Origin of the sequence: Nocardia carnea (assembly GCF_029868325.1) — a bacterium.
GTDB lineage: Bacteria > Actinomycetota > Actinomycetes > Mycobacteriales > Mycobacteriaceae > Nocardia > Nocardia carnea_C.
This window is the reverse complement of the sequence record NZ_JARWNW010000187.1, coordinates 39,045-61,618: the sequence shown is the minus strand read 5'-3', so window position 1 is coordinate 61,618 and position 22,574 is coordinate 39,045. Positions and strand designations below refer to the sequence as shown.

The following is a 22,574-nucleotide window of genomic DNA, read 5'->3' as shown; positions in this document are numbered from 1 at the left end:
CGAATTCCTGAGCGGTAGCTGCGCGGATTTCCGGCGCGGAACCTATAGCTCTTCCAGAAAGTCTCGCCACCAGTCGACATCGTGATACACCGACCCGAGTGGCTCGGTCTCACCGTCGTGATTCCGATAGCGTTCTTGCAGGTCCTGCAGGCCGAATAACTGAACCGGGTCTGCCGTCCCCCCCGACTGCTGGAGTCGATCCGTGCGGTCGGCGAAGGTCTGACTGCCAGCGCGAACTGCGTCCGTCCATTGGTCGGTCGAGGAGAGAATATCCTTGTTGAAATCCGGCAGTACGCTGGGCGACAGCCCGTTGTGCTCCAATGACCAGTTCATCAGGAGTCGCGACGTCCGGCCGTTGCAATCCCCGTACGGGTGGATGGATACGAAGCGCTGCTGAAGTTCGGCAGCAAGCCGATAGGGATCGGTTCCGGGCGCGCCGCGCGCCTGATTATACCAGTCGCACAGCGAGTCGAGTTCGTTGCGTATGTCGACTGGATCCTTGAGCCGGTAGAACACCGCGCCGATGTTGGGCTTCAGAGGCACGGTCCCGTCGGGGATACGTGCCAGATGAGGATTCGCCTCCACGTTCGCTATCTCTTCGGGAGTGGCGGGCTTCCCGCAGATGAACCATCGCTCGCGCCCATCGATGACCCCACCACCGGGCCCGTCGAAACGCGCAACCCGTTGGTGGAGTTCGGTTATGAACGGCACGGATAATTCCCGATCGCTGTTACGACGGCTGAATACCCGGGCATCCAGATAGCCCGCCCAAGCCTTCTCACCGAACATCAACTCCGGTCGCGGATAATCTGAGATCAGCGCCGCCCGATGGACCGGCTCGTCGATGAACAAACTCGACTCCATCGCACGCTGCGACGGGGTGTTCAACCCCAGCTCGGCCGACCGGTTCTCGATCACCTCCGACGGTGTCCCGTCTTCCGCCGGCTGCCGAGGAATATTACGCTGCGGCGCTGGTGCGCCAGGCTCCCGCAGCGAACCACCGATAGGGGCGATTCTACTTGCGGGGATCTGCCGCGCACCCGCGCCGTCCGCGGTTTCCGCGCTGTGTGCGGCCGTTCTCGCCTCGGTCCCGATACCGCGCACGACCCCCGCATCCAGTTCGGCCGCCTCGCCCGCCCGACGAATTCCCGGCACTATTCGATCACGAAATAGGTCGGCAATTGCCCTGCTGATTCGCATCCCCGGTCCTGCTCTCGACAGCGGCGTTCTGTCGATCTTCCACGAAGTGTGGAGACTCCGCTGTTCAGTCTCAGCCGCAGCTCGGCGCCGCCATATCGAGCGACCGTCGGCAAAGCTTGCTCGATAGTGTCGCCGCCCTACCGACAGCACTCTGACGTCGCAGATCGGCGCGAGATCCGATCAGCCGTCTCCGGGCAGAAGGTCCGGGCGACGTTCGCGCGTGCGGATGAGTGCTTGTTCCCGGCGCCAGCCCGCGACCTTCGCGTGATCGCCGGACAGCAGGATCGGCGGGACCTCGAGTCCCCGCCACGACACCGGGCGGGTGTAGCTGGGACCTTCCAGCAGCCCGTCGGAGAACGAATCCTGCTCGTGGGACTGCTGATTGCCGAGCACCCCGGGAATCAGCCGCACCACCGCCTCGGTCATCACGAGGACCGCGGCCTCACCGCCGATCAGGACATAGTCGCCGATACTGACCTCTTCGACGCGCACCCGCCGGGCCGCGTCGTCGAATACCCGCTGGTCGATCCCCTCGTACCGGCCGCAGGCGAAGACCAGATGCCGCTCGCCGGACCAGCGGGCGGCCGTGTCCTGGGTGAAAGGTACCCCGGCCGGTGTCGGTACGACGAGCAGGGCGTCGTCCGGGCACACCTCGTCGAGCGCGGCACCCCACACCGTGGGTTTCATCACCATGCCGGGGCCGCCGCCGTACGGCGAATCGTCGACGGATTTGTGCACATCGTGGGTCCAGCGGCGCAGATCGTGGACCTCCACCGAGAGCAGGCCTTTGTCGATGGCCTTGCCCAGCAGCGCGGTGCGCAGCGGCTCGAGGTATTCGGGGAAGATGGTGATCACGTCGAGCTTCACGACGACCGCCTCATTCCGGATCCAGCAGGCCCTCGGGCGGGTCGATCACGATCAGCCCGTCGGCGATCGACACCGTCGGCACGATGGCGGTGACGAACGGGATCAGGATTTCGCGGCCGTCGCCGACGGCGCGAACCGACAGCAGTTCTCCTGCCGCGGAATGCAGTACCTCGGTAACCGTGCCGACGGAGGAACCGTCGGTGAGTTCCACGCGCAGACCCTCGAGTTCGTGATCGTAGAACTCGTCGGGATCCGCCGCCGACCCCAGATCCTCGCTGTCCACCAGGAACAAGGTGCCGCGCAGGGCGTCCGCGGCACCGCGATCGGTGACACCGGCGAGTTGCACGAGAAGCCGGCCCGAATGTTCCCGGGCCGACTCCACGGTGAAATTCCGCACCTCTTTCGACCGTGCCGCCCGGCCCCGCAGGGTCGAGCCGGGCGCGAAACGCGCCTCCGGTTCGTCGGTGCGTACTTCGACGACCAGTTCGCCACGCACCCCGTGCGATTTGGCGACCCGGCCGACTACGAGTTCCATCTACTGATCGGTGTCGACCACGTCGACCCGGATACCGCGGCCACCGATACCGGCGACGAGCGTACGCAACGCGGTCGCGGTGCGGCCGCCCCGGCCGATGACCTTGCCCAGGTCGTCGGGGTGGACGTGCACCTCGACGGTGCGCCCGCGGCGGCCGGTGATCAGCTCGACGCGTACGTCATCGGGGTTGGCGACGATACCGCGGACCAGATGTTCCACGGCATCGGCGACGACGACGCTCATTACTCGGCAGCCTCGGCGGATTCGGTCGCCTCGGCGGCGCCCTCTTCCTTGTCCTTCTTGACCTTCTTCTTCGGGGTCACGGCCTCGGTGACCGGCTCGTTGTCGGCGGCGGCCAGCGCGGCGTTGAACAGGTCCAGCTTGGACGGCTTGGGCTCGGCGACCTTCAAGGTGCCCTCGGTGCCCGGCAGGCCCTTGAACTTCTGCCAGTCGCCGGTGATCTCCAGCAGCCGCTGCACGGGCTCGGTCGGCTGCGCGCCGACACCCAGCCAGTACTGGGCACGCTCGGAATCGATCTCGATCAGCGAGGGCTCTTCCTTGGGGTGGTACTTGCCGATGGACTCGATGGCCCGGCCGTCACGGCGGGTCCGGGCGTCCGCGACGACGACGCGGTACTGCGGGTTGCGGATCTTGCCCATACGGGTGAGCTTGATGCGAACAGCCATCTGCTGATCTGCCTTTCATTGTGGTCACGGCGCAATTCAGCGACTCACGCGGTTCGCGAGCCCGGTTTTGCGAATGGAGTGTGTGACCGCCGCGCGGTACGGAACCGGAGACGGGCTGACACTGTCCGGAAGGACGATCGACCATTCTGCCAGACGCAGGTCCGAGCCCGAAATCGCGCCCGCGCTGTCACGCTCCGGCGGCCGGCCCGGCGCCCGCCGATCGAGGACGCCACCACCGGACAACCATGCCGCCAGGTGGCGGGCCGTGGTACGCGTGCGTAGTGTCCGCTGGGTCGCGCTGTCCGCGCGGCGGCAACGATCGAGAGTACGGACAGCGTGTTGTTTCTGAACAGAGTCCTCGCCGCGGCGGCCGCGGCGGTGGTCGCCTCGGTACCGGTCGCCATGCCCGCCCTCGCGCAGCAGTCGCCACAGGCCGGGACCGAGTACGCCCCGACAATGCTGGTACTGGACGCGTCGGGTTCGATGCTGGCGGCCGATCCCGGTGGCGGCACCAAGATGGACGCCGCCAAGACCGCGGTCCGCAGTTTCGTCACCGCGGCGCCGGACAACGCGAAGGTCGGCCTCGCCGCCTACGGCACCGGGACCGGCAACTCGGACGCGGAGAAGGCCGCGGGCTGCCAGGACGTGCAGATCCTGCACCCGGCCGAAACCATCGACAAGCCGGCGTTGACCGCGGCCACGGACGGGATCGTGCCCCGCGGATACACCCCGATCGGCGCATCGCTGCGGGCGGCCGCCGCCGCCCTGCCGCAGGAAGGGCCGCGCTCGATCGTGCTGGTCTCCGACGGCCTGGACACCTGCGCACCACCGGATCCCTGCGATATCGCCCGCGAACTCAGTGCCCAGGGCAACGACATCGTGATGCACGCCATCGGTTTCGGGGTCGACGATGCCTCACGCGCACAGCTGACCTGCATCGCCCAGAACACCGGCGGCACCTACACCGATGCCGCCGACGGCGCGACACTCGAGCAGGTGCTGCCCCGCGTCAGTGCTGTCGCCTTGCGCAGCTATGCCCCGGTAGGACTCCCGATCACGGGCGCACCGGGCTACCGCGAGGCACCGGTGGCCGATCCCGGGCAATACCTGGACGTCGTCCGGCAGAAGAAACCGCAGTACTACGCCGTGGATGTCCCCGAGGGTGCGACCGCGTACTTCAGCGGTACCGTGTCGTTCCCCCGCGCCCAGGGCGACGCAGCCACCTCCAACAACCGTCTCGATCTGCGGGTTTACGGCGCCGAGGGCCAGGATTGCCACAGCCTCGACAGCGAATTGGCGACCCGTTCCATCGACGGGGTCGCGCTGACGGTGAGCAGCGCCTGGCGGGGTGCCGCCGAAGCCGATTCCGGTAGCGCGGATACGGATAATTGCCGGGGTGGCGGCCGCTACTATTTCGCGCTCGAATGGGCGCATATCTCCGACGGTGCGCCGGGACAGTTGCCCATCGAGCTGAACATCGGTGTGGAACCGGCGGTCACCGACCCCGGTCCCGCGGCGGATCCGCAGCCGGTGGAGTTCGACGCACCCACGACACCTGTCACACCGGTTGTCGGCGGAGGTTCGTTCAATGTCGCGGCGGATCTCCCGGGCCCGGGTCGCTACACCGACACCGTCCAGCGGGGCGAGTTCGTCTTCTACCGGGTGAAGGTGGACTGGGGCCAGGGGCTGGCCTACCGGGTGAGGTTCGGTAACAGCTCCGAGGAAGGCAGCGAGTACACCTCGAATATCGCGACCACGCTCTACAACCCGTACCGCGCCGAACTCGACTCCGACACCACCTCCTACGCCGGAACCGAGAAAACCCTGCCGGGCAACGATCCGGCACTGGCGACCGCCCCGATCCGGTATCTCAACCGGGAAGAGCGCGGCGAGGCCGCCGATCAAGCTGTCGCCGGCCGGCACTACATCGCGGTCAAACTGAGCCCGACGATCCACAGCACCCGCGCCGTAGCGCCGGTGCCGATCGAGCTGGAGGTCGCGGTCACCGGTGAGCCGGAACCCGGGCCGCGATACGCGGACGGTGATACCGCGGGCGAGGCAACATTCGGCGAGGACTCGAAGCAGGTGGCCCCCGGCGACGCGGTCGCGCAAACCGGGGAAACCTCCGATAGTGGTGTATCCCCGCTGGTCTGGGTTGCCCTTGCGGGCGCCGTGGTGGTGGCGGTGGCGACCTTCGCCGGTGCGCTGTTCCTGGCGCGCCGACGCGGGCACTGAGTCGGCAGCTCCCCCTTGTCAGGCGGAATCGCTCAGGGGAGATCGGCCACTCCGTGATGATCACATCGGCACTGATGCCGTCACAACGGCAGCGGGTATCCGGCCGCCGGTCGGGCGCACCGCCGATCCCGGGTTCGCGCGCCCGCCCAGACAGGTCAGCACAGGAACGTCGCTCGGACGGACTCGCCGCCGATCGCATCGGACCGACTCGGCGCGATAGCCGGATCGGCATCTCGCCGGGAGGGCGCGCGCACCTCGGCTGGTGAGCCTGGGTGCCCGGGCGATGGCTGCCCAGGAACCACGTGCCCGGTTACGCCGACGCCGCCGACCTTTCACAGGGCGGCGACGCGTCGACTGATTCCGGCCGGCCTACTTATCCGGGAACTTGAACTTGGAGAGATCGAAATTCTCCAGGCCGGGCGGCAGCTGATCGAGTCCGGGCGGCATATTCGACAGGTCCGGCATACCGGCGCCGCCCGCGGGCATACCGGGCATCCCCGGGAAGCCGCCGCGCATCTTCGGCTGAGTGGGCCCGCGGCCGCCCTTCTTGCCCTTCTTCCCCTTTTTGTTCTTGGTACGCCGGTTACCGCCCGGCATCCCCATCTGCCGGCCCATCGCGGTCATCATCTTGCGCGCCTCGAAGAACCGGTCCACCAGCTGGTTGACATCGGAGACCTGCACCCCGGACCCGTTCGCGATCCGCAGCCGCCGGGACGCGTTGATGATCTTCGGGTTGTCCCGTTCCGCAGGGGTCATACCGCGGATGATGGCCTGGACCCGGTCGAGCTGTTTATCGTCGACCTGGGCGAGGGCATCCTTCATCTGCCCCGCGCCCGGCAGCATCCCGAGCAGGTTGCCGATGGGACCCAGTTTCCGGATGGCCAGCATCTGATCGAGGAAATCCTCGAGGGTGAGTTCACCGCTGCCGATCTTGCGCGCGGCCTCCTCGGCCTGCTGCGCGTCGTAGACCTGCTCGGCCTGCTCGATAAGGGTGAGCACATCGCCCATGCCGAGGATGCGGCTGGCCATCCGATCGGGGTGGAAGACGTCGAAATCCTCGAGCTTCTCACCGGTGGAGGCGAACATGATCGGCTCGCCGGTGACGTTGCGCACGCTCAGCGCCGCGCCACCGCGGGCGTCGCCGTCGAGTTTGGTGAGCACCACGCCGGTGAAGCCGACACCGTCGCGAAATGCCTCGGCGGTGGAGACGGCGTCCTGGCCGATCATGGCGTCGAGGACGAACAGGGTTTCGTCGGGTTTCACCGCATCGCGGATTCCGGCGGCCTGCGCCATCAGTTCGGAATCGATACCGAGCCGGCCGGCGGTGTCGACGATCACCACGTCGTACTGTTTGGCGCGCGCCTCGGCGACGCCGGATTCGGCGACCGCGATCGGATCGGCCGCGGTGACCCCGAGCTCGTTCTCACCACCACCGATGGAGGTCCCGGGATGGGGTGCGAACACCGGGACGCCGGCGCGTTCGCCCACCACCTGCAACTGGGTGACTGCGCCGGGACGCTGCAGGTCGCAGGCCACCAACAGCGGCTGATGGCCCTGATCGCGCAGCCATTTGGCGAGCTTACCGGCGAGGGTGGTCTTACCGGCGCCCTGCAGGCCGGCGAGCATGATCACCGTCGGCGGGGTTTTGGCCAGCGTCAACCGCCGGGTCTCGCCGCCGAGGATGGCGACGAGTTCTTCGTTGACGATTTTGACGACCTGCTGGGCCGGGTTCAGCGCCGCGGAAACCTCGGCGCCCTTCGCGCGTTCCTTGATCCGGGAGATGAATCCGCGAACCACCGGCAGCGCGACATCGGCCTCCAGCAGGGCGAGGCGGATCTCCCGGCAGGTGGCGTCGATATCGGCCGGCGACAGGCGTCCCTTACCGCGGAGGTCCTTCAGGGCACCGGTCAACCGGTCGGATAAAGATTCGAACACCTGGCGCGCTCCTGATCTCGAGTGACGTCACTGAGTCCCAGGGTAATGGGGGTCCCAGACTAACGGGCGTCGTGGCGTGACTCCGCTCGCACCGTACTCGAGAATATGGCGCTGAGGACTCAGCTCGCGGGGGTGGAGAAACCGCGCTGGTAGTCGTGTTGTTCCACGGCGACCAGGTAGGCGGCTTCGCGGCCGGTGAGGCCGAGACCGCGGGCCAGGGAATCCAGTTGCGACCAGTCGTCGTCCGGTGGGACGCCGGTGGTCGCGACGGCGGCGGCCACGGTCATCGCGGCCATCGCCTGGGGTTCGGTGAGCGTCCGCCCGGGTAGCCAGGTCACCACCCAGTAGGCGTCGCCCACACATCGGGCGATATGAGGGGTCATATCGCTGGTCATGATCGACGAGGTCACCACTTGGATTGCCACCGACCTGCTCCCCTCATGAGCGCGACAGCTGACTCCCGAATCGTAGGGGCCCGATCCCGCGTGACTCAGGACCTGTTGGCAACTGGAGGGCAATCGACGCGCAACGGTGACCTTGGACACAGGACCTGAAAGGGCCGGGCAGGGACCCGGCCGCCACCTTCAGGTTCGTTCCTGCTCCGGGGATTTGCGCGGCGCCGGCTGCGGAACCTCCGCCAGGATGGCGGTTTCGATGGCCGACCGCCGCTGCGGGCCTGCGTCGTCGCCCAATTCCACACAGAAAACATCGACCACGAACGATCCCATGGTCACCACCTCGGCCCAGCGCACATCGGCACCCGCGCCCGACAGCACGGCCGACAACCGGCACAGCAGCCCGATGCGATCCTCCGCCCGTAACTGCAGGATGAACTGGCCCGCCACCGGGGTCGGCGTCCACAACAACCACGGTTCGGCCAGGGCGTAGCGGGCCGCGGCGGGTGTATCGCGTTCCCGCGCGGCGAGAACGGCACGCACATCGAGGTCACCGGCGATGGCGCGTTTGAGTTCCTGGCGCAGCAGCCCGGCATCCGGTGGCGACCCGAACGCCGGCGTCACGACGAAGGTGTTGATCGCCGACTCCCCCGCCCCGCCGATCGACGCCGACAGCACCCGCAGTGAATGCAGCGCCAGCACACCGGCAGTATCGGCCAGCAACCCGGGAGTATCCGGGGCGATCACAGTGGCGACGTAGGTGTATTTACCGTCGCCCTGGGATAATTCGACGTGCACTCCACCGGCGGCGGCCCGGGCGAGCAGCTCTTGCGGTATGGGTTCGGGCTCGGGCAGTTCCTCGCCCGCCATCACGGTGCGGCAGCGCCGGACCAGTTCGCCGATCAGGGTCGCTTTCCAGTCGCCCCAGACCCCCGGCCCGGTGGCCAGCGAATCCGCTTCCGCCAGCGCATGCAACAGTTCCAGCCGCCGCGGATCGTGTTCCAGTGCATCCGCCACGTACTGCACCGTGGCCGGGTCGTCGATATCACGGTGGGTGGCCACATCGGGCAGCAGCAGATGGTGGCGCACCAGGGCGCTGAGGATTTCCACATCCGACGGCCACAGACCCAGCCGGCGGCCGATCTGGGTGGCGAGTTCGGCGCCGACCACACAGTGGTCCTCGGTGCGGCCCTTGCCGATATCGTGCAGCAGCGCACCGAGCGCCAGCAGGTCGGGCCGGGCGACGCGGGTGCTCGAGGCGCTCGCGTAGGCGACGGTCTCCACCGAATGCCGGTCCACGGTCCAGACGTGCAGGGCATCGCGCGGCGGCAGGTCGCGTACCGCGCCCCATTCCGGAAGCAGCCTGCCCCACAGGCCGGTACGGTCGAGCGCCTCCACCGCGTCGATCACCCCGCGGCCGGACCCGAGCAGCACCAGCAGATCGTTGAGCGCGTCTTTCGGCCACGGCTCCCGCAGTTCCGGGGCGTCCTCGGCCAGCCGGTTGAGGGTAGTCGCCGACATCGGCAGCCCGGATTGCGCGGATGCCGCCGCCACCCGCAGGATCAGGCCGGGGTCGCGTTGCGGCCGGGCATCCCGGGCGAGCACCACCTCACCCGCATGTTCGACCACGCCCTCGTCCAGGGGCCGCCGTACCGGCATCCGCCGCAGCCGCGCCAGCCCACGCCGCGGTAACGCATTACCGGCGGTACGCAATCCGACATCCACCGAATAGCCGACGGTGCGGGCCGCGTCGCTCAGGGTGCGGGCCAGATCGAACCGGTCACCGATACGCAGTGCCGCACCGATCTCGTCGGCATCCTGGGCGCGTAGCTGGTCCCGGGCCCGGCCCGCCACCCGGTGCAGTTCGGTGCGGACGTCCAGGAGCCGGCGATGCGCCTGGGCCAGGCCACCGCCCGGTGTCTCCGGTCCGAGACCCGGCATGGCATCGGTGAGCTGTGCGATGGCCAGCGCATCCAAGAGCTGGATATCGCGCAACCCGCCGCGGCCGTTCTTCAGATCGGGTTCGGTGCGGTGGGCGATCTGCCCGCTGCGGTCCCAGCGGGCGCGGACCCCGGTGAGCAGTTCGTCGTAACGGCCGCGGATACCGCGGCGCCAATCCTTGCGGATACCCGCGATGATGCGGTCGCTGAGTTCGGGATTGCCCACGATATGGCGCGCATCCAGCATCCCGAGCGCGGCGACCAGATCGTCGGCGGCGACCCTCAACGCCTGCGGCACCGTACGCACACTGTGGTCGAGTTTGATGTGGGCGTCCCACAGCGGATACCACAGCCGGTCGGCGATTTCGGCGACCCGCTGCGGGTCCATATCCTCGTGCAGCAACACCAGATCCAGATCGGAGTAGGGCAGCATCTCGCGCCGGCCGAGCCCGCCCACGGCCATGATCGCCAGGCCGCTGTCCGGGGTTATCCCGACCTCGGTGCCCTTGCTGGTGAGCCACAGTTCGTACAGGTCGACCAGCGCCGACCGCAGTGATTCGGCATCCAGGCGCGGATGCCGGGGTTGCCCGCCGCCGAGCAGCTGATCGCGGGCCCGGACCAGATCGGCGGCGCCGTTCGACAGTTCCACGGCTTTGCCCGCCGGCCCGGCGCCGGCCCCGTGCTCCCGTTTCTGCCGGTCTTCACCCAACCAAACCACCACCCGTCACACAGGCGGCCCCGCACCGACCGGAAACGGTGGGAGCGGGGCCGCTGTCGTTGTCTTACAACACTGCGCGCGCGTCACGTTCTCGCGCGCTGCCGACGCGGCAGGTCTATAGAGCGTCGGTGCCGCGTTCGCCGGTACGCACCCGGACGATCGTCTCCACCGGACTGACCCAGACCTTGCCGTCGCCGATCTTGCCGGTGCGCGAGGCATCGACGATCAGATCGACTACCCGGTCCACCGAGGCGTCGTCCACCACGACCTCGACCCGCACCTTCGGGACGAAATCCACCGAGTACTCGGCGCCGCGGTAGACCTCGGTATGGCCCTTCTGCCGGCCGTAGCCCTGGACCTCGCTCACGGTCATACCGAATACGCCCGCCTGTTCCAGGCCGGTTTTGACGTCTTCGAGCGTGAACGGTTTGACGATTGCGGTGATCAGTTTCATGGGTTCATGCCTCCTTGCCGGCCGAACGAGCGGTTCCACCCAGTGCAGCGAAATCGTATGCGGTCTCCGCGTGTTCGGAGTCGTCCATACCGGTGGACTCCGCTTCGGCGTCGGCACGCAGACCGATCGTGAACTTGATCGCGTACGCGATCACCAAGGCGATCACGAAGGAATACGCGAGCACGGCAACCGCGCCGAGCGTCTGCCGGCCCAGCAGCTCGAGATCACCGCCGTAGAACAGGCCCGCGGCACCCGCGGGCGCTTCGGGAGCGGCGAACAAGCCGATCAGCACCGTGCCGAGGATACCGCCGACCATATGGATACCCACGACATCGAGCGAATCGTCGTAGCCGAACTTGAACTTCAGGCTCACCGCCAGCGCGCAGACCGCGCCCGCGATCACGCCGATGGCCAGCGCACCCAGCACATTGACCGACGTACAGGACGGGGTGATGGCGACCAGACCGGCGACGATACCGGAGGCGGCACCCAGCGAGGTGGGCTTACCGTCGCGGATCTTCTCGACCACGAGCCAGCCGATCATCGCGGCGGCGGTGGCGACCAGGGTGGTGATGAAGGCGGCACCCGCGACACCGTCGGCAGCCACCGCGGAACCGGCGTTGAAACCGAACCAGCCGAACCACAGCAGCGCGGCACCCAGCATCACGAACGGCAGATTGTGCGGCCGGAAGGGGGTCTTGGGCCAGCCGGCGCGTTTACCGACCACGATCGCCAGGGCGAGCGCGGCGGCACCGGAGTTGATATGCACGGCGGTACCACCGGCGAAGTCGATGGCCTCGACCTTCTCCATGATCCAGCCGCCACCCCAGACCCAGTGCGCGACCGGGAAGTACACCACGGTGACCCAGATGGCGCTGAACGCCAGCCACGCGCCGAACTTCAGCCGGTCGGCGACCGCACCGGAGATCAGCGCGACGGTAATGATGGCGAACATCGCCTGGAAGGCGACGAACACCGTCGCCGGGATGGTCCCGAAGAGCGGGACACCCGCCGATTGGTCACCGAATCCGGCGATCAGCGTTTTCAGGCCGAAGAACTGACCCGGGTCGCCGATCAGCCCGCCCTTATCGGTCCCGAAGGCCATCGAGAAGCCGAACAGCACCCAGAGCACTGCGACGACGGCCATCGCGCTGATGCTCATCATGATCATGTTGAGCACGTTCTTGCCTCGGACCATACCGCCGTAGAAGAACGCCAGGCCGGGTGTCATCAGCAGGACGAGCGCGGCGCTCGTCAGTATCCACGCGGTATCGCCGGCATTGGGCGCCCCGATCACGGTTTCCACCAGTTACCTCCCTCATCTTCCGGCCCGCCGCCTGCGCGACTTCGGGCCCGCTAATGAAGGGTGCTCATTCGGTGTTTCCTCCGTGACGCTCCGGTGTTTCACCTACGTGAATGGATCACGCCGTCATGTTTCGAGTGTGTTGCCGCCGCCGGACCTGCTGGTCACCGCCCGTTGTGAGGTCGCTGCGCCCGGCGGCGACCGGCGCCGGGCGCGACGTCTGACAGGCCTGCTGGACGCCACCGGGCGACAGGGATCAACCGAGCAGCGCGTCCACGAACGCCGCCGGCTCGAACGGAGCCAGATCGTCGGCGCCCTCGCCGAGACCGACGAGTTTGACCGGTACCCCCAGTTCGTGCTGGATCTGGAAGACGATCCCGCCCTTCGCGGTGCCGTCCAGCTTCGTCAGCACCACACCGCTGATATCGACCACCTCGGCGAAGATCCGGGCCTGCATGAGCCCGTTCTGACCGACGGTCGCGTCCAGCACCAGCAGCACCTCGTCCACCGAGGCCTTCTTCTCCACTACCCGTTTCACCTTGCCGAGCTCGTCCATCAGCCCGGTCTTGGTGTGCAGACGGCCGGCGGTATCGATGAGTACCGCGTCCACACCGGAGTCGATACCGGAGGACACCGCGTCGAAGGCCACCGCTGCGGGATCGGCGCCCTCCTTACCGCGAACCGTATCCGCACCGACCCGCTCACCCCAGGTCTGCAACTGGTCGGCCGCGGCGGCGCGGAAGGTATCGGCCGCACCCAGCAGCACCCGGCGGCCGTCGGCGACGAGCACGCGGGCGAGTTTGCCGGTGGTCGTGGTCTTACCGGTGCCGTTGACCCCGACGACGAGCAGGATCGACGGATGATCGGGATGCGGCAGGGCGCGTACGGAACGGTCGAGTTCGGGCCGCAGGGATTCGATCAGCACATCGCGCAGCACCGCACGCGCCTCGGCGGCGGTGCGCACGCTACGTGCGGCCATTTCTTCCCGCAGCCGCTCCACGATGACAGTGGTGACGGCGGTACCGATATCGGCCAGGACCAGCGTGTCCTCGACCTCTTCCCACGATTCCTCGTCGAGGTCGCCACCACCGAGCAGGCCCAGCAGGCTCTTGCCGACCGCATTCTGCGACCGCGACAGCCGGCCGCGCAGCCGGGTCAACCGGCCGGAGGTGGGTTCGATCTCCTCGACTTCGGGGACGAGATGCGCGCCGGCCGCGGTATCGGGTGCCACCACCGGAGCTGCACCGGTAGTGGATTCCGCAGGGGGTGCGGGCGGGGTGGTCTCGGTATCCGGTGCGGCGGCGCTCGCCGCGGCAGCCGCACCTCCGGCCTCCGGCACGGTTGTCTCGGGCTCGGCGGGAGCCGGCGTGGTCGTGTCGGCCGACGGTGCTGCAGAGGTCTCTGCCGACGGCGGCACGGTCGTGTCTGCCGCGGGTAGCGCGGACGTCTCGTCCACCGGCGCTGTGGAGGTCGCCGATTCCACAGGCGCGGAGGTTCCGGTGTCGCCGGGCGCTGTGGTTTCGGTGTCACCCGGCGCAGTGGTTCCGGTATCGCCGGGCGCGGTGGTCTCGGCAGCAGCGCCGGACTTTGCGGTCTCGGGTGCCGCGGTCGTCCCGGTTTCCGGCCGCGGGGCCGTCTCGGGCTCCGGCGGTGCAGTGGGAGCGGCCCCGCCGCCCGGCGCTTCCGGCGCGGTGGTGGTCGCGGAATCGACGGCATCCGGCAGCGGTACATCGGTGATACCGCGGCGGGGGGCGTCCCGTGGGATCGCGGCGTCGTCGCCGATATGTGGCTGACCCTCGGTATCCGTCCGCTCAGCGGGACTCGGGCGCGCGGGTGCCGCGGTGGCTCCCTGCCCGCCCTGACTGAAACTGAAACCGCCGGCCGCCTGGTACCCACCGGACCGGTCGGCCAGCTCCCCTTTCTCCGCCGGCGGGGTCAGCGAGACCCGGCCGCGTTTGTACCGGACGAAGCCGGCCACGAGCGCGACCAGCAGTACGGCGGCGATCGCTGCGATCAGAATCCAGGCTTGCGCACTCACACCGCCCATCCTTGCAGAGCCGGTGCGGGCTCCCGCCGACCCCGCCCGGCCCGCGCGGCGGCCCGGCCCGAGCGCGCCCTCCCGTACGCTGCACATTCCCTGCTCAGCCCGGCGAACACGGCGGGTGAGATTTCTTGTCCTGCGGAAGTTCTCGCGGCAGGCCAATAGGATCGGCGATGTGACCGATCGAAACGTGCTTGGGGGTCCGCTACAAGAGTGCGGCACCGATCCTCTGACCGGGTTCTACCGGGACGGCTGCTGCAGCACCGGCCCGGAGGATCTGGGCAGCCACACCGTGTGCACGGTCGTCACAGCCGAGTTCCTGGAGCACCAGGCATCCATCGGCAACGATCTGAGCACACCGCGTCCGGAGAACAATTTTCCCGGCCTGCAGCCGGGCGACCGGTGGTGTGTAGTGGCGGTGCGCTGGTTACATGCGCACGAGGACGGTGTCGCCGCGCCGGTGATTCTGGCGGCGACCCATGAGAATGCCCTGGAAGTGATATCGATGGAGATCCTGCGAAAATACGCGGTCGACGTACCCGACGACGTCAGCGACCTGCTGTGAGAATCCGGCCCGCCGCCGCATCGCAACGGTAGAGTGCGGTCATTGGGGGCGAAGGAAACCGTCGCGCAATTCCTGGAGATGTCGCGGCATCGCGACGAGGGTTCGGCCGAGCTGCTGCATCCCTATGTCGACTACACGATGACCCGGGGAGCTGGTCCCCGGCCTGCTCCGCGCTGTGGCCGGGCTGCTGATCCCGGGCGTGAACCGCAATCCACCCGCACCGCTGAGCGGTCCCGGCGGGTAGCGCAGCCGGGCCTTCCGACGCCGAGCGGAGATATCACGTCGTCGGTGCAGTGGCGGGTGCGACGTTCTGCCCGCGCAGGCGCTGCGAGATCACCTGGGTGATGCCGTCGCCGCGCATGCTGACGCCGTAGAGGGCGTCGGCAATCTCCATGGTCGGCTTCTGGTGGGTGATGACGATCAGCTGACTCTTCTCGCGCAGCTGTTCGAACAGTCCGATGAGGCGGCGCAGATTGGTGTCGTCGAGCGCGGCCTCCACCTCGTCCATCACATAGAACGGTGACGGTCGCGCGCGGAAAATGGCGACCAGCAGCGCCACCGCGGTCAGCGATTTCTCGCCACCGGACAGCAGCGACAACCGTTTGACCTTCTTTCCGGGCGGCCGCGCCTCCACCTCGATACCGGTGGTGAGCATATCGCCGGGGTCGGTGAGCAGCAGCCGGCCTTCGCCGCCCGGGAAGAGCGCCGAGAACACCTGGACGAATTCCCGTTCCACATCGGCGTAGGCGTCGGTGAACACCTGCAGGATGCGGTCGTCCACCTCGGCCACCACGTCCAGCAGGTCCTGGCGGGCCTTTTTGACGTCCTCGAGCTGGGTCGCCAGGAAGTTGTAGCGCTCCTCGAGCGCGGCGAACTCCTCCAGCGCCAGCGGATTCACCTTCCCGAGAGTCGCCAGATCCTTCTCGGCCCGTTTCGCGCGACGCTCCTGCGAAGCCCGGTCGAACGGCATCGGCGCCGGTGCGGTGACCTGTTCCCCGCGCTCCTTGGCCTGCTCGTATTCGCGCAGTTCCAGCTCGCTGGGCGGAAGCGCGATATCGGGTCCGTATTCGGCGATCAGATCGTCGAGCGCGATACCGAACTGCTCGCCGATATTCGCCTCGAGCTGTTCGATCCGCAGCGCGGCCTGCGCCTTGGCGACCTCGTCGCGGTGTACCGCGTCGGTGAGCTGCCCGAGCTGGGCACTCAATGCCCTGACCCGTTCTTTGATCTGATCGACCGTGGTCGCGCATTCGGTGCGGCGGCGCACCAGATCGTCACGCCGGGCGGCGGCGGCCGCCACGACCTGTTCCAGTTCGGCGGACAGTTCCGCACCGGATTCGGCTACCGCCGCGGCCACCTGGGCCGCGCGCCGGCGGGCGGCCTGAGCACGTTCGGCGCGGGCCCGGGCCTCGCGTTCGGTACGGGCGGCGCGGCGCAGCGTTTCCGATTTACCGCGCACCGATTCGGCGCGTTCCTCGGCGGTCCGCACCGCCAGCCGTGCCTCCACTTCCATGGCCCGGGCCTCGGCCAGCGCCGCGGCGGCTTCTTCACGGGCCAGCGCGGCGGCCTCGGTACCGGCGGCGCCGGCCGCATCGCCGTCGGTATCGGCCTGTTCCAGTTCGGCGCGGCGGAGCCGGTCCTCCAGGTCGGCGAGCGCGGTGACGGCCTCTTCCCGCGCGGTCTCGGCGGCGGCCCGCTGCTCGATGAGGCGTTCGGATTCGGTATTCGCCGTACGCGCCGCCGCGCCGAGCCGGCCGAGACGTTCGTAGATGCTGTTGAGTGCCTGATCCGATTCGTGCAGCGCCAGCAGCGCCTGGTCCACGGCGTCCTTGCGGTCGGCCTGCTCCTCCAGCGCCCCGGACAGGCTCGCTTCCAGTTCCTCGGCATGCCGCTGCGCGGCCCGCAGTTCGGCTTCGGCGGTATCGATTTCGGCCTGGATCTCGAGGCGGCTCGGCGCGCGATCGGATCCGCCGACCAGCCAGCCGGTTCCGGCCAGATCACCGTCCCGGGTCACGACCCGCAGTTCCGGACGGGCGGCGAGTACCTCCGCGGCCCGGTCCAGATCGTCGACGACCACGACCCGGCTCGTCAGCGCGACCACCGCCGCACGCAGCGAATCGGGGTAGTTGACGACTTCGACCAGCCGACGCGCCCCACCGGGCAGAACGGAATCGTCGTCCATCCCGGTATCCGCGGCGGCACCCTCGTAGACCAGCGCGGCCCGGCCGGCATCGGCCTTCCCGAGTGCCCGCACGGCACCGACCGCGGTATCACCGGTATCGGCGACCACCGCCTCCGCCACCGGCCCCAGCACCGCCGCGACCGCGGCCTCGTACCCGGTCTGCACGCCCAGCACTTCGGACAGCGGGCCCAGCAGCCCGGCCGGCTGGTTCTCGGTCAGCCAGGCCGCACCGTCGCGGCTGGCCAGGTTCATCCCGAGCGCTTCGATCCGCGCGGTCAGCGAGGCGACCCGCCGCCCGGCGTCGCGGTCCTCGGCGCGCAGTTCGGTGACCCGGTGATCGGCGAGATCGAGCGCCTCGACAGCGTGTTCGTGCTGGGCGTCGAGCCCGGCCTCCCCGGCGTCGAGTTCGGCCAGTTCGTCCTGTACACCGTCGTATTCGCGCTGCGCTTCCTCGCCCCGGGTCCGTGCCTGGGTGAGGGCGGTGGTCAAGCGGACGATCTCGGTATCGGCGGATTGGGTTTTGGTGCGCAGGTTCTCGACCTGTCCCGACAGCCGGACCAGCCCTTCGCGGCGGTCGGCGATGGCCCGGACGGCGGCCAGATGCGCCTGTTCGGCCGCCTTGGCCTCGTGTTCCCGTTCGGCGAGCCCGTCCCGGGCGGCTTCCAGGGTCTCCGTGGCCATCTCGACGGCTTCGCGGAGTTCGGCTTCCTCGGCTTCCACCCGGTCGGCTTCGGCCTCGAGCTGGTCGGGGTCGCGGCCGGTATTCGCCGCGGGTGCGGTATCGAGATGGCGGGCACGGTCGTTCGCGATCCGGGTGGTGGCATTGACGCGTTCGGCCAGCGCGGACAGCTGGAACCACAGCTGGCCCGCCGCTTCGGCGCCGGGCGTGAGCCGGGAGAGTTCGAACTCCTGCTGGGCCAGGGCCGCATTGGCCGCATCCAGTTCGCTCTGCACGGTGATCTGCTGTTCCCGCGCATAGGCTTCTTTGCTCTGCTGACTTTGCAGCTCGGCCCGCCGGGTGACCAGATCGTCGGCAGCCAATCGCAGCCGGGCATCCCGTAGATCGGCCTGTACGGTCTGCGCGCGGCGCGCCACTTCGGCCTGCCGGCCCAGCGGTTTGAGCTGGCGGCGCAGTTCGGTGGTGAGATCGGTGAGGCGAGCCAGATTGGCCTGCATGGCGTCCAGTTTGCGGACGGCTTTTTCTTTGCGTTTGCGGTGTTTGAGGACGCCCGCCGCTTCTTCGATGAAGGCGCGCCGGTCCTCGGGTCGCGATTCCAGGATCGCCGAAAGCTGTCCCTGGCCGACGATCACATGCATTTCACGGCCGATACCGGAATCGCTGAGCAGTTCCTGGACATCCATCAGCCGGCAGGAATTGCCGTTGATCTCGTATTCGCCCGCGCCGTCACGGAACATCCGGCGGGTGATGGAGACCTCGGCGTAGTCGATCGGCAGCGCGCCGTCGGAGTTGTCGATGGTGAGCGTGACCTCGGCCCGCCCGAGCGCGGCGCGGCCGGAGGTACCGGCGAAGATGACATCCTGCATCTTGCCACCGCGTAATGCTTTGGCGCCCTGTTCGCCCATCACCCAGGTGAGCGCGTCGACGACATTGGATTTACCGGACCCGTTCGGACCCACGACGCAGGTGATGCCGGGTTCGAACCGCAGTGTCGTCGCGGACGCGAAGGATTTGAACCCCTTCAACGTCAAGCTCTTCAGATGCAACGCCGACGACCCTTTCCGCCTCCACGTACTGTCCGCCTCGCTCAGGCCGATCAGCCATGCTATAGGGCCGCGGCGAGATAACCCCATCCGGCGCACCGGAGGTGGCCGATCGGCCGCGGGTGGTGGCGGCGCGGTTGCCGAGGGCGGCCCGCACCGCGACCCGGTGGTTCCGCCGACCGGATACCACCGAGGCTACCGGGCGTTATACCTTGCGGCGATGGCAGCGGCCGGCCTCTATTCCGGTTGCGGCGCGCAATGCCAGTACGGCGCCCCACGGGCCGATGACCCATATGGGCCAGAAGTAGGTGAACGCTCCGACGCCCAGCGAGATCGCCGCCCAGATCACCAGTACCAGCACACTGACTCCCAGCCAGGCACTGCCCTCGATCCGCTGCCAGATCGGGAACCGGGAGTGCAATCGCGGCGCGGAGGCGTCCGTACCGGGAGCCGGCTTCAGTTCGGGCAGGTCCGCTAGCACACCCTGCAGTTCCTCGCGGGTCGCGCTCCGGTACACCTGCGCTACCCGCTCGTCGTATTCGGCGAGGTCGAGCCTGCCGTCGGCCAGATGCCGACCCAGCTCCCGCACGAATCGATCACGTTCGGCATCCGAGGCGCGGATGCCCGCCGAGATCTCCATAGCGCTCCCCTTACACGTCCGACCACACTCCACTGTGGAATAAAACTAGCGTGCTACTCCCATTGTGGAATGTCAAGGGGTTCGAGTTCCGGGCCACACCCCTACCGCGGAACGTCCCGGGCAGCAAGCCCGAATACCGCACCCACAGCCGCCGACCGGCCCATTGCTCCAGCAGCCCGCCCCCGGGTGGGTCCGGTTCTCGACCACGAGATCCCCAGCGGGCCGCCGCCGGAGAACGCAGCAAGCCGGCAGATCGGCCACCGCGCGCGGCGGCCGCCTCACGCACCGGCCATCGGCCGCTCCCCCATGCGGCAGCAGAGCCGTCACCGCACAGCACCGCCGTGCCGAGCAGCCGCCCGGCCCCTATCTCTCCACGAAACCCTGCAATCCGCCCCGCGCAGGCTCCCAGCTCTCGACCACCAGATCCACCCGGCCGGGCGTCGCCGGAGAACGCAGCAGCGCCAGCAGTTCGGCCACCGCGCGCCGCGGCCCCTCGGCCACCACATGCACACGACCGTCGGCCGCATTGGTGGCATGCCCGACGAGCCCGAGTTCCAATGCCCGCGATCGGGTCCACCAGCGGAAACCCACGCCCTGCACGTAGCCGTGCACCCAGGCGCTGAGCCGCACCGGATCGGTCGCCGAGTCCGCCGCCGTATCGCCCGCCATGATCAGTCGACGGTATCGATCTCGAAGGACAGCGTCACCTTGCTCCCCGCCTTCAATGTCCGGCCCACCGTGCACACCTTGTCGATCGCCCGCTGCACCGTCACCAGCAGCCGCTCGCGGGCGGCTTCGTCGAGTTCGCTGAGATCGAGTTCGAATACCTCGTCCAGCTGCGGATACACCTCGTTCTCGCGATCCGCGGCACCGGAAACCCGGATGGTGGCGTCGTAGTCGTCACCGAGCCGGCGCGACAGCGGGAAATCCGAGCTCATCCCCGAGCATGCGGCCAATGCGATCTTCAGGAGTTCACCGGGTGTGAACACCCCGGGAACGCTTTCGGACCCGATCAGAACCTCCGCGCCCCGTGAACTACGCCCGGTATAGCGCCGGGTCCCCGTACGCTCCACCCAGAGTGTGGTCGGGCCCGAGGATGCGCCGGCCGGCGTTGCGGCGGCGGCCGCAGTGGTGGTGTCATCAGCCATGGTTGCGATCCTGCCATCCACTGCCAGGGTCCCACGCACCCGTCCCGACCGGGGCGGATCAGCCCCGGCGCGACCGCCGCGCGGTCACCCGGACCGGCCGCTTCGGCCGGTCCTCCAGCATTACGGCCAGCAGCCGCAGCAGCAGTAGACCGACGAGGAATCCGGCGATCAGCGTCGGTGTCACCAGGGACATGGCAGTCCTTCCGTTCTGCATCACGCGACCGCCACCGGCCGCCGTACCCGCCGGTGAGGCCGGTATTTCCGGCCGGTGCTCACCGACGGCGCGCTGGAAAAACTACCCCTGCGGACGGCTCGGAAACCCGTTGCTTGCGCGATCTTTACGCCAGGAATTCAGCCCCCTGGTCACACGTGGGGCCACACTCCGGTCACCGATACGGATGACATCGCGAGGTATCGGCAAGCTCCGCACAAGGAAGATTCCCGTATCGGCGGATCACATCCTGACCGCCCTCCCGCAGCAGGAAGCGCACGAAACTCGCACCGACCGACCCGGGCGCGTAATCGCCGTACGAGTACGCGTACTCCACGCCCCAGAACGGGTAGTTCTGTTCCCCGGCCGCCTCTCGCGTCGCGGGCCGCCCGCCGATCGTCACCCGCACCACACCTGCGGTATCCGCGGCGTCCGCGGCTTCGCTGTATCCGACGGCGCCCGCCATCCCGGCGACCTCGTCGAGGACATCCCCGGTGGTCAAGGTCTGGCAGCGCCCGGGTTCGCCGCCGCGCGCGAGCTCGTTGCAGGTGATACCGGGTTCCGGTGGTTGCCCGGCTTCCAGCAACCGGGTCTCGAAATTCCAGCGGGTCCCGGATCCGGCGTAGCGATTGACCACCCGTACCGGCAGATCGGCGCCGCCGACGGCCCGCCAGTTGGTGATCCGGCCGAGGAACAGATCCCGGATCTGCTCCACCGTGAGGTCGGTGACCCCCGTTTTCGGGTGCACGACCACGGTGAACAGCGATAACGCCAACGGCCGCTGCACCAGTTCGGGAAAGTCCGCGCCCTTGGGTGCATCACCGATCGCCAGCAACGTGCCGTCGGCACCGCGTGCGTCGTCGACCCGCGTCATCCCACGCTCACTGCCCTCGAATGCGTAGTCGATCTCCGACCCCGGACACGTACGTTCGTAGAGTTCGCCCGCCTCCTCGACCACCCGTGCGAACGCGGTCGACCCCACCACGGTGAGCCGTCCCGTCGCGCAACCACTCGGCGCGGCCTCGGATTCGACGATATCGAGCACCGCCATCGCCGCGATCACGGTGACCAGGAACCCGGTCAGTACGAGCATGAGCAGCGAGGCCCCGGATCGCCCCTGGGTCTTGGTGATCCCGCCGCCGGTGACCACGCCCTGCATCGTGGGTTCGGGATAGTCGCCGGTTCCGGCGGTCCGCTCCAGGGTCGCCAGGATCTTGTAATGGTCCGACCGGTTCAGCGGGACCTTCGGCAGATCGATGACACCGATATCCTGGCCCGTCAGTTCGCGGTGACCGAAACCCGAATCCGGTTCGAAACAGACGGCCAGCCCGGGATTGCTCAGTTCGGTGACCGCCATCCCGATCACCCGCCGCTGCGGGAAGTGCAGATGCAGCCCGGCCTGGCCGTTCTGCCCGGTCACATAGTCGGTGGCATCGATGGTGGTGGCGCCGTGGTTTTCGATCCGGACCAGCACGACCGACAGATCCTGCAGATTACGTTCGGTCCCTTCGGCGGTCTGCCGTAACTGCCGCAGCGCGCCGGCATGCCCGGATTCCGCTTCACCGGTGACCGGGGTATCCATCTGCACCCGCCAGCCGAGCCGCTTCCGGCCGACGAAAACGAATTCCCAGACGAAGGCGCCCACCGGGATCGCGATACCGGCGAGCGGGAGCACAATGCCGAACAGAAGTTCACCCACCGGCCGCTACCACCCCGAATTCCTCCATCGGTCACCATCTTCGGCCAACCGTACGGCCAAACCCCCTCGGTGCGGCGGGTGTTCGCACAGCATTCATC

19 protein-coding genes are annotated in these 22,574 nt (G+C 68.2%); 2 read left to right on the top strand and 17 right to left on the bottom strand.

What is annotated here, in order from left to right:
- Positions 1 to 42 precede the first annotated feature (42 nt).
- The 5 genes from QH196_RS15090 to rpsP all read right to left on the bottom strand — a co-directional run bounded on the left by QH196_RS15090 (position 43) and on the right by rpsP (position 3,288).
- On the bottom strand, positions 43 to 1,200 hold the full coding sequence (locus tag QH196_RS15090; protein WP_280416414.1) for a Fic family protein: 1,158 nt from the start codon (positions 1,198 to 1,200) through the stop codon (positions 43 to 45).
- 180 nt (positions 1,201 to 1,380) lie between these two features.
- A complete protein-coding gene (gene trmD / locus QH196_RS15085; RefSeq protein WP_280416413.1) occupies positions 1,381 to 2,067 on the bottom strand; it encodes a tRNA (guanosine(37)-N1)-methyltransferase TrmD in 687 nt (228 codons plus the stop codon).
- 10 nt (positions 2,068 to 2,077) lie between these two features.
- The gene (gene rimM, locus QH196_RS15080) at positions 2,078 to 2,602 is read right to left on the bottom strand and encodes a ribosome maturation factor RimM (RefSeq protein WP_280416412.1); all 525 of its coding nucleotides are present in this window, start codon (positions 2,600 to 2,602) and stop codon (positions 2,078 to 2,080) included.
- Positions 2,603 to 2,845 (bottom strand): RNA-binding protein, encoded by a 243-nt coding sequence (locus QH196_RS15075; protein ID WP_030521790.1) that lies wholly within the window; start codon positions 2,843 to 2,845, stop codon positions 2,603 to 2,605. It abuts the gene before it with no gap.
- Entirely contained in the window at positions 2,845 to 3,288 is a 444-nt protein-coding gene (gene rpsP, locus QH196_RS15070; RefSeq protein WP_280416411.1) for a 30S ribosomal protein S16, read from the bottom strand. The genes QH196_RS15075 and rpsP overlap by 1 nt, the downstream gene beginning before the upstream one ends.
- A gap of 339 nt (positions 3,289 to 3,627) precedes the next feature.
- Here rpsP and QH196_RS15065 point away from each other — a divergent pair, with 339 nt between their 5' ends.
- Positions 3,628 to 5,523: a vWA domain-containing protein gene (locus QH196_RS15065; protein WP_280416410.1), complete on the top strand. Its 1,896-nt coding sequence runs from the start codon at positions 3,628 to 3,630 to the stop codon at positions 5,521 to 5,523.
- Between the two features lie 369 nt (positions 5,524 to 5,892).
- On the opposite strand, the gene ffh is transcribed toward QH196_RS15065, so the two are convergent.
- The 6 genes from ffh to ftsY form a co-directional block, all read right to left on the bottom strand.
- Positions 5,893 to 7,458: a signal recognition particle protein gene (gene ffh / locus QH196_RS15060; RefSeq protein WP_280416409.1), complete on the bottom strand. Its 1,566-nt coding sequence runs from the start codon at positions 7,456 to 7,458 to the stop codon at positions 5,893 to 5,895.
- A 119-nt stretch (positions 7,459 to 7,577) separates the two neighbouring features.
- Complete coding sequence (locus QH196_RS15055) at positions 7,578 to 7,883, bottom strand: hypothetical protein (RefSeq protein ID WP_063915929.1); 306 nt, start codon at positions 7,881 to 7,883, stop codon at positions 7,578 to 7,580.
- A 159-nt stretch (positions 7,884 to 8,042) separates the two neighbouring features.
- Complete coding sequence (locus QH196_RS15050) at positions 8,043 to 10,442, bottom strand: [protein-PII] uridylyltransferase (protein WP_280416423.1); 2,400 nt, start codon at positions 10,440 to 10,442, stop codon at positions 8,043 to 8,045.
- Positions 10,443 to 10,626: 184 nt separating this feature from the next.
- Positions 10,627 to 10,965, bottom strand: a complete 339-nt coding sequence (locus tag QH196_RS15045) for a P-II family nitrogen regulator (RefSeq protein ID WP_033241369.1) — start codon at positions 10,963 to 10,965, stop codon at positions 10,627 to 10,629.
- A gap of 4 nt (positions 10,966 to 10,969) precedes the next feature.
- Positions 10,970 to 12,259: an ammonium transporter gene (locus QH196_RS15040; protein WP_280416422.1), complete on the bottom strand. Its 1,290-nt coding sequence runs from the start codon at positions 12,257 to 12,259 to the stop codon at positions 10,970 to 10,972.
- 265 nt (positions 12,260 to 12,524) lie between these two features.
- Complete coding sequence (gene ftsY, locus QH196_RS15035; RefSeq protein WP_280416408.1) at positions 12,525 to 14,306, bottom strand: signal recognition particle-docking protein FtsY; 1,782 nt, start codon at positions 14,304 to 14,306, stop codon at positions 12,525 to 12,527.
- Between the two features lie 178 nt (positions 14,307 to 14,484).
- On the opposite strand from ftsY, the gene QH196_RS15030 reads away from it, so the two are divergent.
- Entirely contained in the window at positions 14,485 to 14,874 is a 390-nt protein-coding gene (locus tag QH196_RS15030) for a DUF2237 family protein (protein ID WP_033241367.1), read from the top strand.
- Between the two features lie 277 nt (positions 14,875 to 15,151).
- On the opposite strand, the gene smc is transcribed toward QH196_RS15030, so the two are convergent.
- The 6 genes from smc to QH196_RS15000 form a co-directional block, all read right to left on the bottom strand.
- Positions 15,152 to 18,781: a chromosome segregation protein SMC gene (smc, locus tag QH196_RS15025; protein WP_280416407.1), complete on the bottom strand. Its 3,630-nt coding sequence runs from the start codon at positions 18,779 to 18,781 to the stop codon at positions 15,152 to 15,154.
- Between the two features lie 202 nt (positions 18,782 to 18,983).
- Positions 18,984 to 19,418 (bottom strand): DUF1707 SHOCT-like domain-containing protein, encoded by a 435-nt coding sequence (locus QH196_RS15020; RefSeq protein ID WP_280416406.1) that lies wholly within the window; start codon positions 19,416 to 19,418, stop codon positions 18,984 to 18,986.
- A gap of 363 nt (positions 19,419 to 19,781) precedes the next feature.
- On the bottom strand, positions 19,782 to 20,087 hold the full coding sequence (locus QH196_RS15015; RefSeq protein WP_280416405.1) for an acylphosphatase: 306 nt from the start codon (positions 20,085 to 20,087) through the stop codon (positions 19,782 to 19,784).
- 2 nt (positions 20,088 to 20,089) lie between these two features.
- Entirely contained in the window at positions 20,090 to 20,566 is a 477-nt protein-coding gene (locus tag QH196_RS15010) for an OsmC family protein (RefSeq protein ID WP_280416404.1), read from the bottom strand.
- A 58-nt stretch (positions 20,567 to 20,624) separates the two neighbouring features.
- Complete coding sequence (locus QH196_RS15005; RefSeq protein ID WP_280416403.1) at positions 20,625 to 20,759, bottom strand: hypothetical protein; 135 nt, start codon at positions 20,757 to 20,759, stop codon at positions 20,625 to 20,627.
- 193 nt (positions 20,760 to 20,952) lie between these two features.
- Complete coding sequence (locus QH196_RS15000; RefSeq protein WP_280416402.1) at positions 20,953 to 22,476, bottom strand: PstS family phosphate ABC transporter substrate-binding protein; 1,524 nt, start codon at positions 22,474 to 22,476, stop codon at positions 20,953 to 20,955.
- Positions 22,477 to 22,574 lie beyond the last annotated feature (98 nt).

What these genes read in the sequence shown, in the direction of transcription:
- rimM (WP_280416412.1), bottom strand. Translation starts at nt 2,602, where the DNA reads ATGGAACTCGTAGTCGGCCGGGTCGCCAAATCGCACGGGGTGCGTGGC.
- rpsP (WP_280416411.1), bottom strand. Translation starts at nt 3,288, where the DNA reads ATGGCTGTTCGCATCAAGCTCACCCGTATGGGCAAGATCCGCAACCCG.
- QH196_RS15075 (WP_030521790.1), bottom strand. Translation starts at nt 2,845, where the DNA reads ATGAGCGTCGTCGTCGCCGATGCCGTGGAACATCTGGTCCGCGGTATC.
- QH196_RS15010 (WP_280416404.1), bottom strand. Translation starts at nt 20,566, where the DNA reads ATGGCTGATGACACCACCACTGCGGCCGCCGCCGCAACGCCGGCCGGC.
- QH196_RS15005 (WP_280416403.1), bottom strand. Translation starts at nt 20,759, where the DNA reads ATGTCCCTGGTGACACCGACGCTGATCGCCGGATTCCTCGTCGGTCTA.
- QH196_RS15090 (WP_280416414.1), bottom strand. Translation starts at nt 1,200, where the DNA reads ATGCGAATCAGCAGGGCAATTGCCGACCTATTTCGTGATCGAATAGTG.
- QH196_RS15045 (WP_033241369.1), bottom strand. Translation starts at nt 10,965, where the DNA reads ATGAAACTGATCACCGCAATCGTCAAACCGTTCACGCTCGAAGACGTC.
- QH196_RS15015 (WP_280416405.1), bottom strand. Translation starts at nt 20,087, where the DNA reads ATGGCGGGCGATACGGCGGCGGACTCGGCGACCGATCCGGTGCGGCTC.
- QH196_RS15020 (WP_280416406.1), bottom strand. Translation starts at nt 19,418, where the DNA reads ATGGAGATCTCGGCGGGCATCCGCGCCTCGGATGCCGAACGTGATCGA.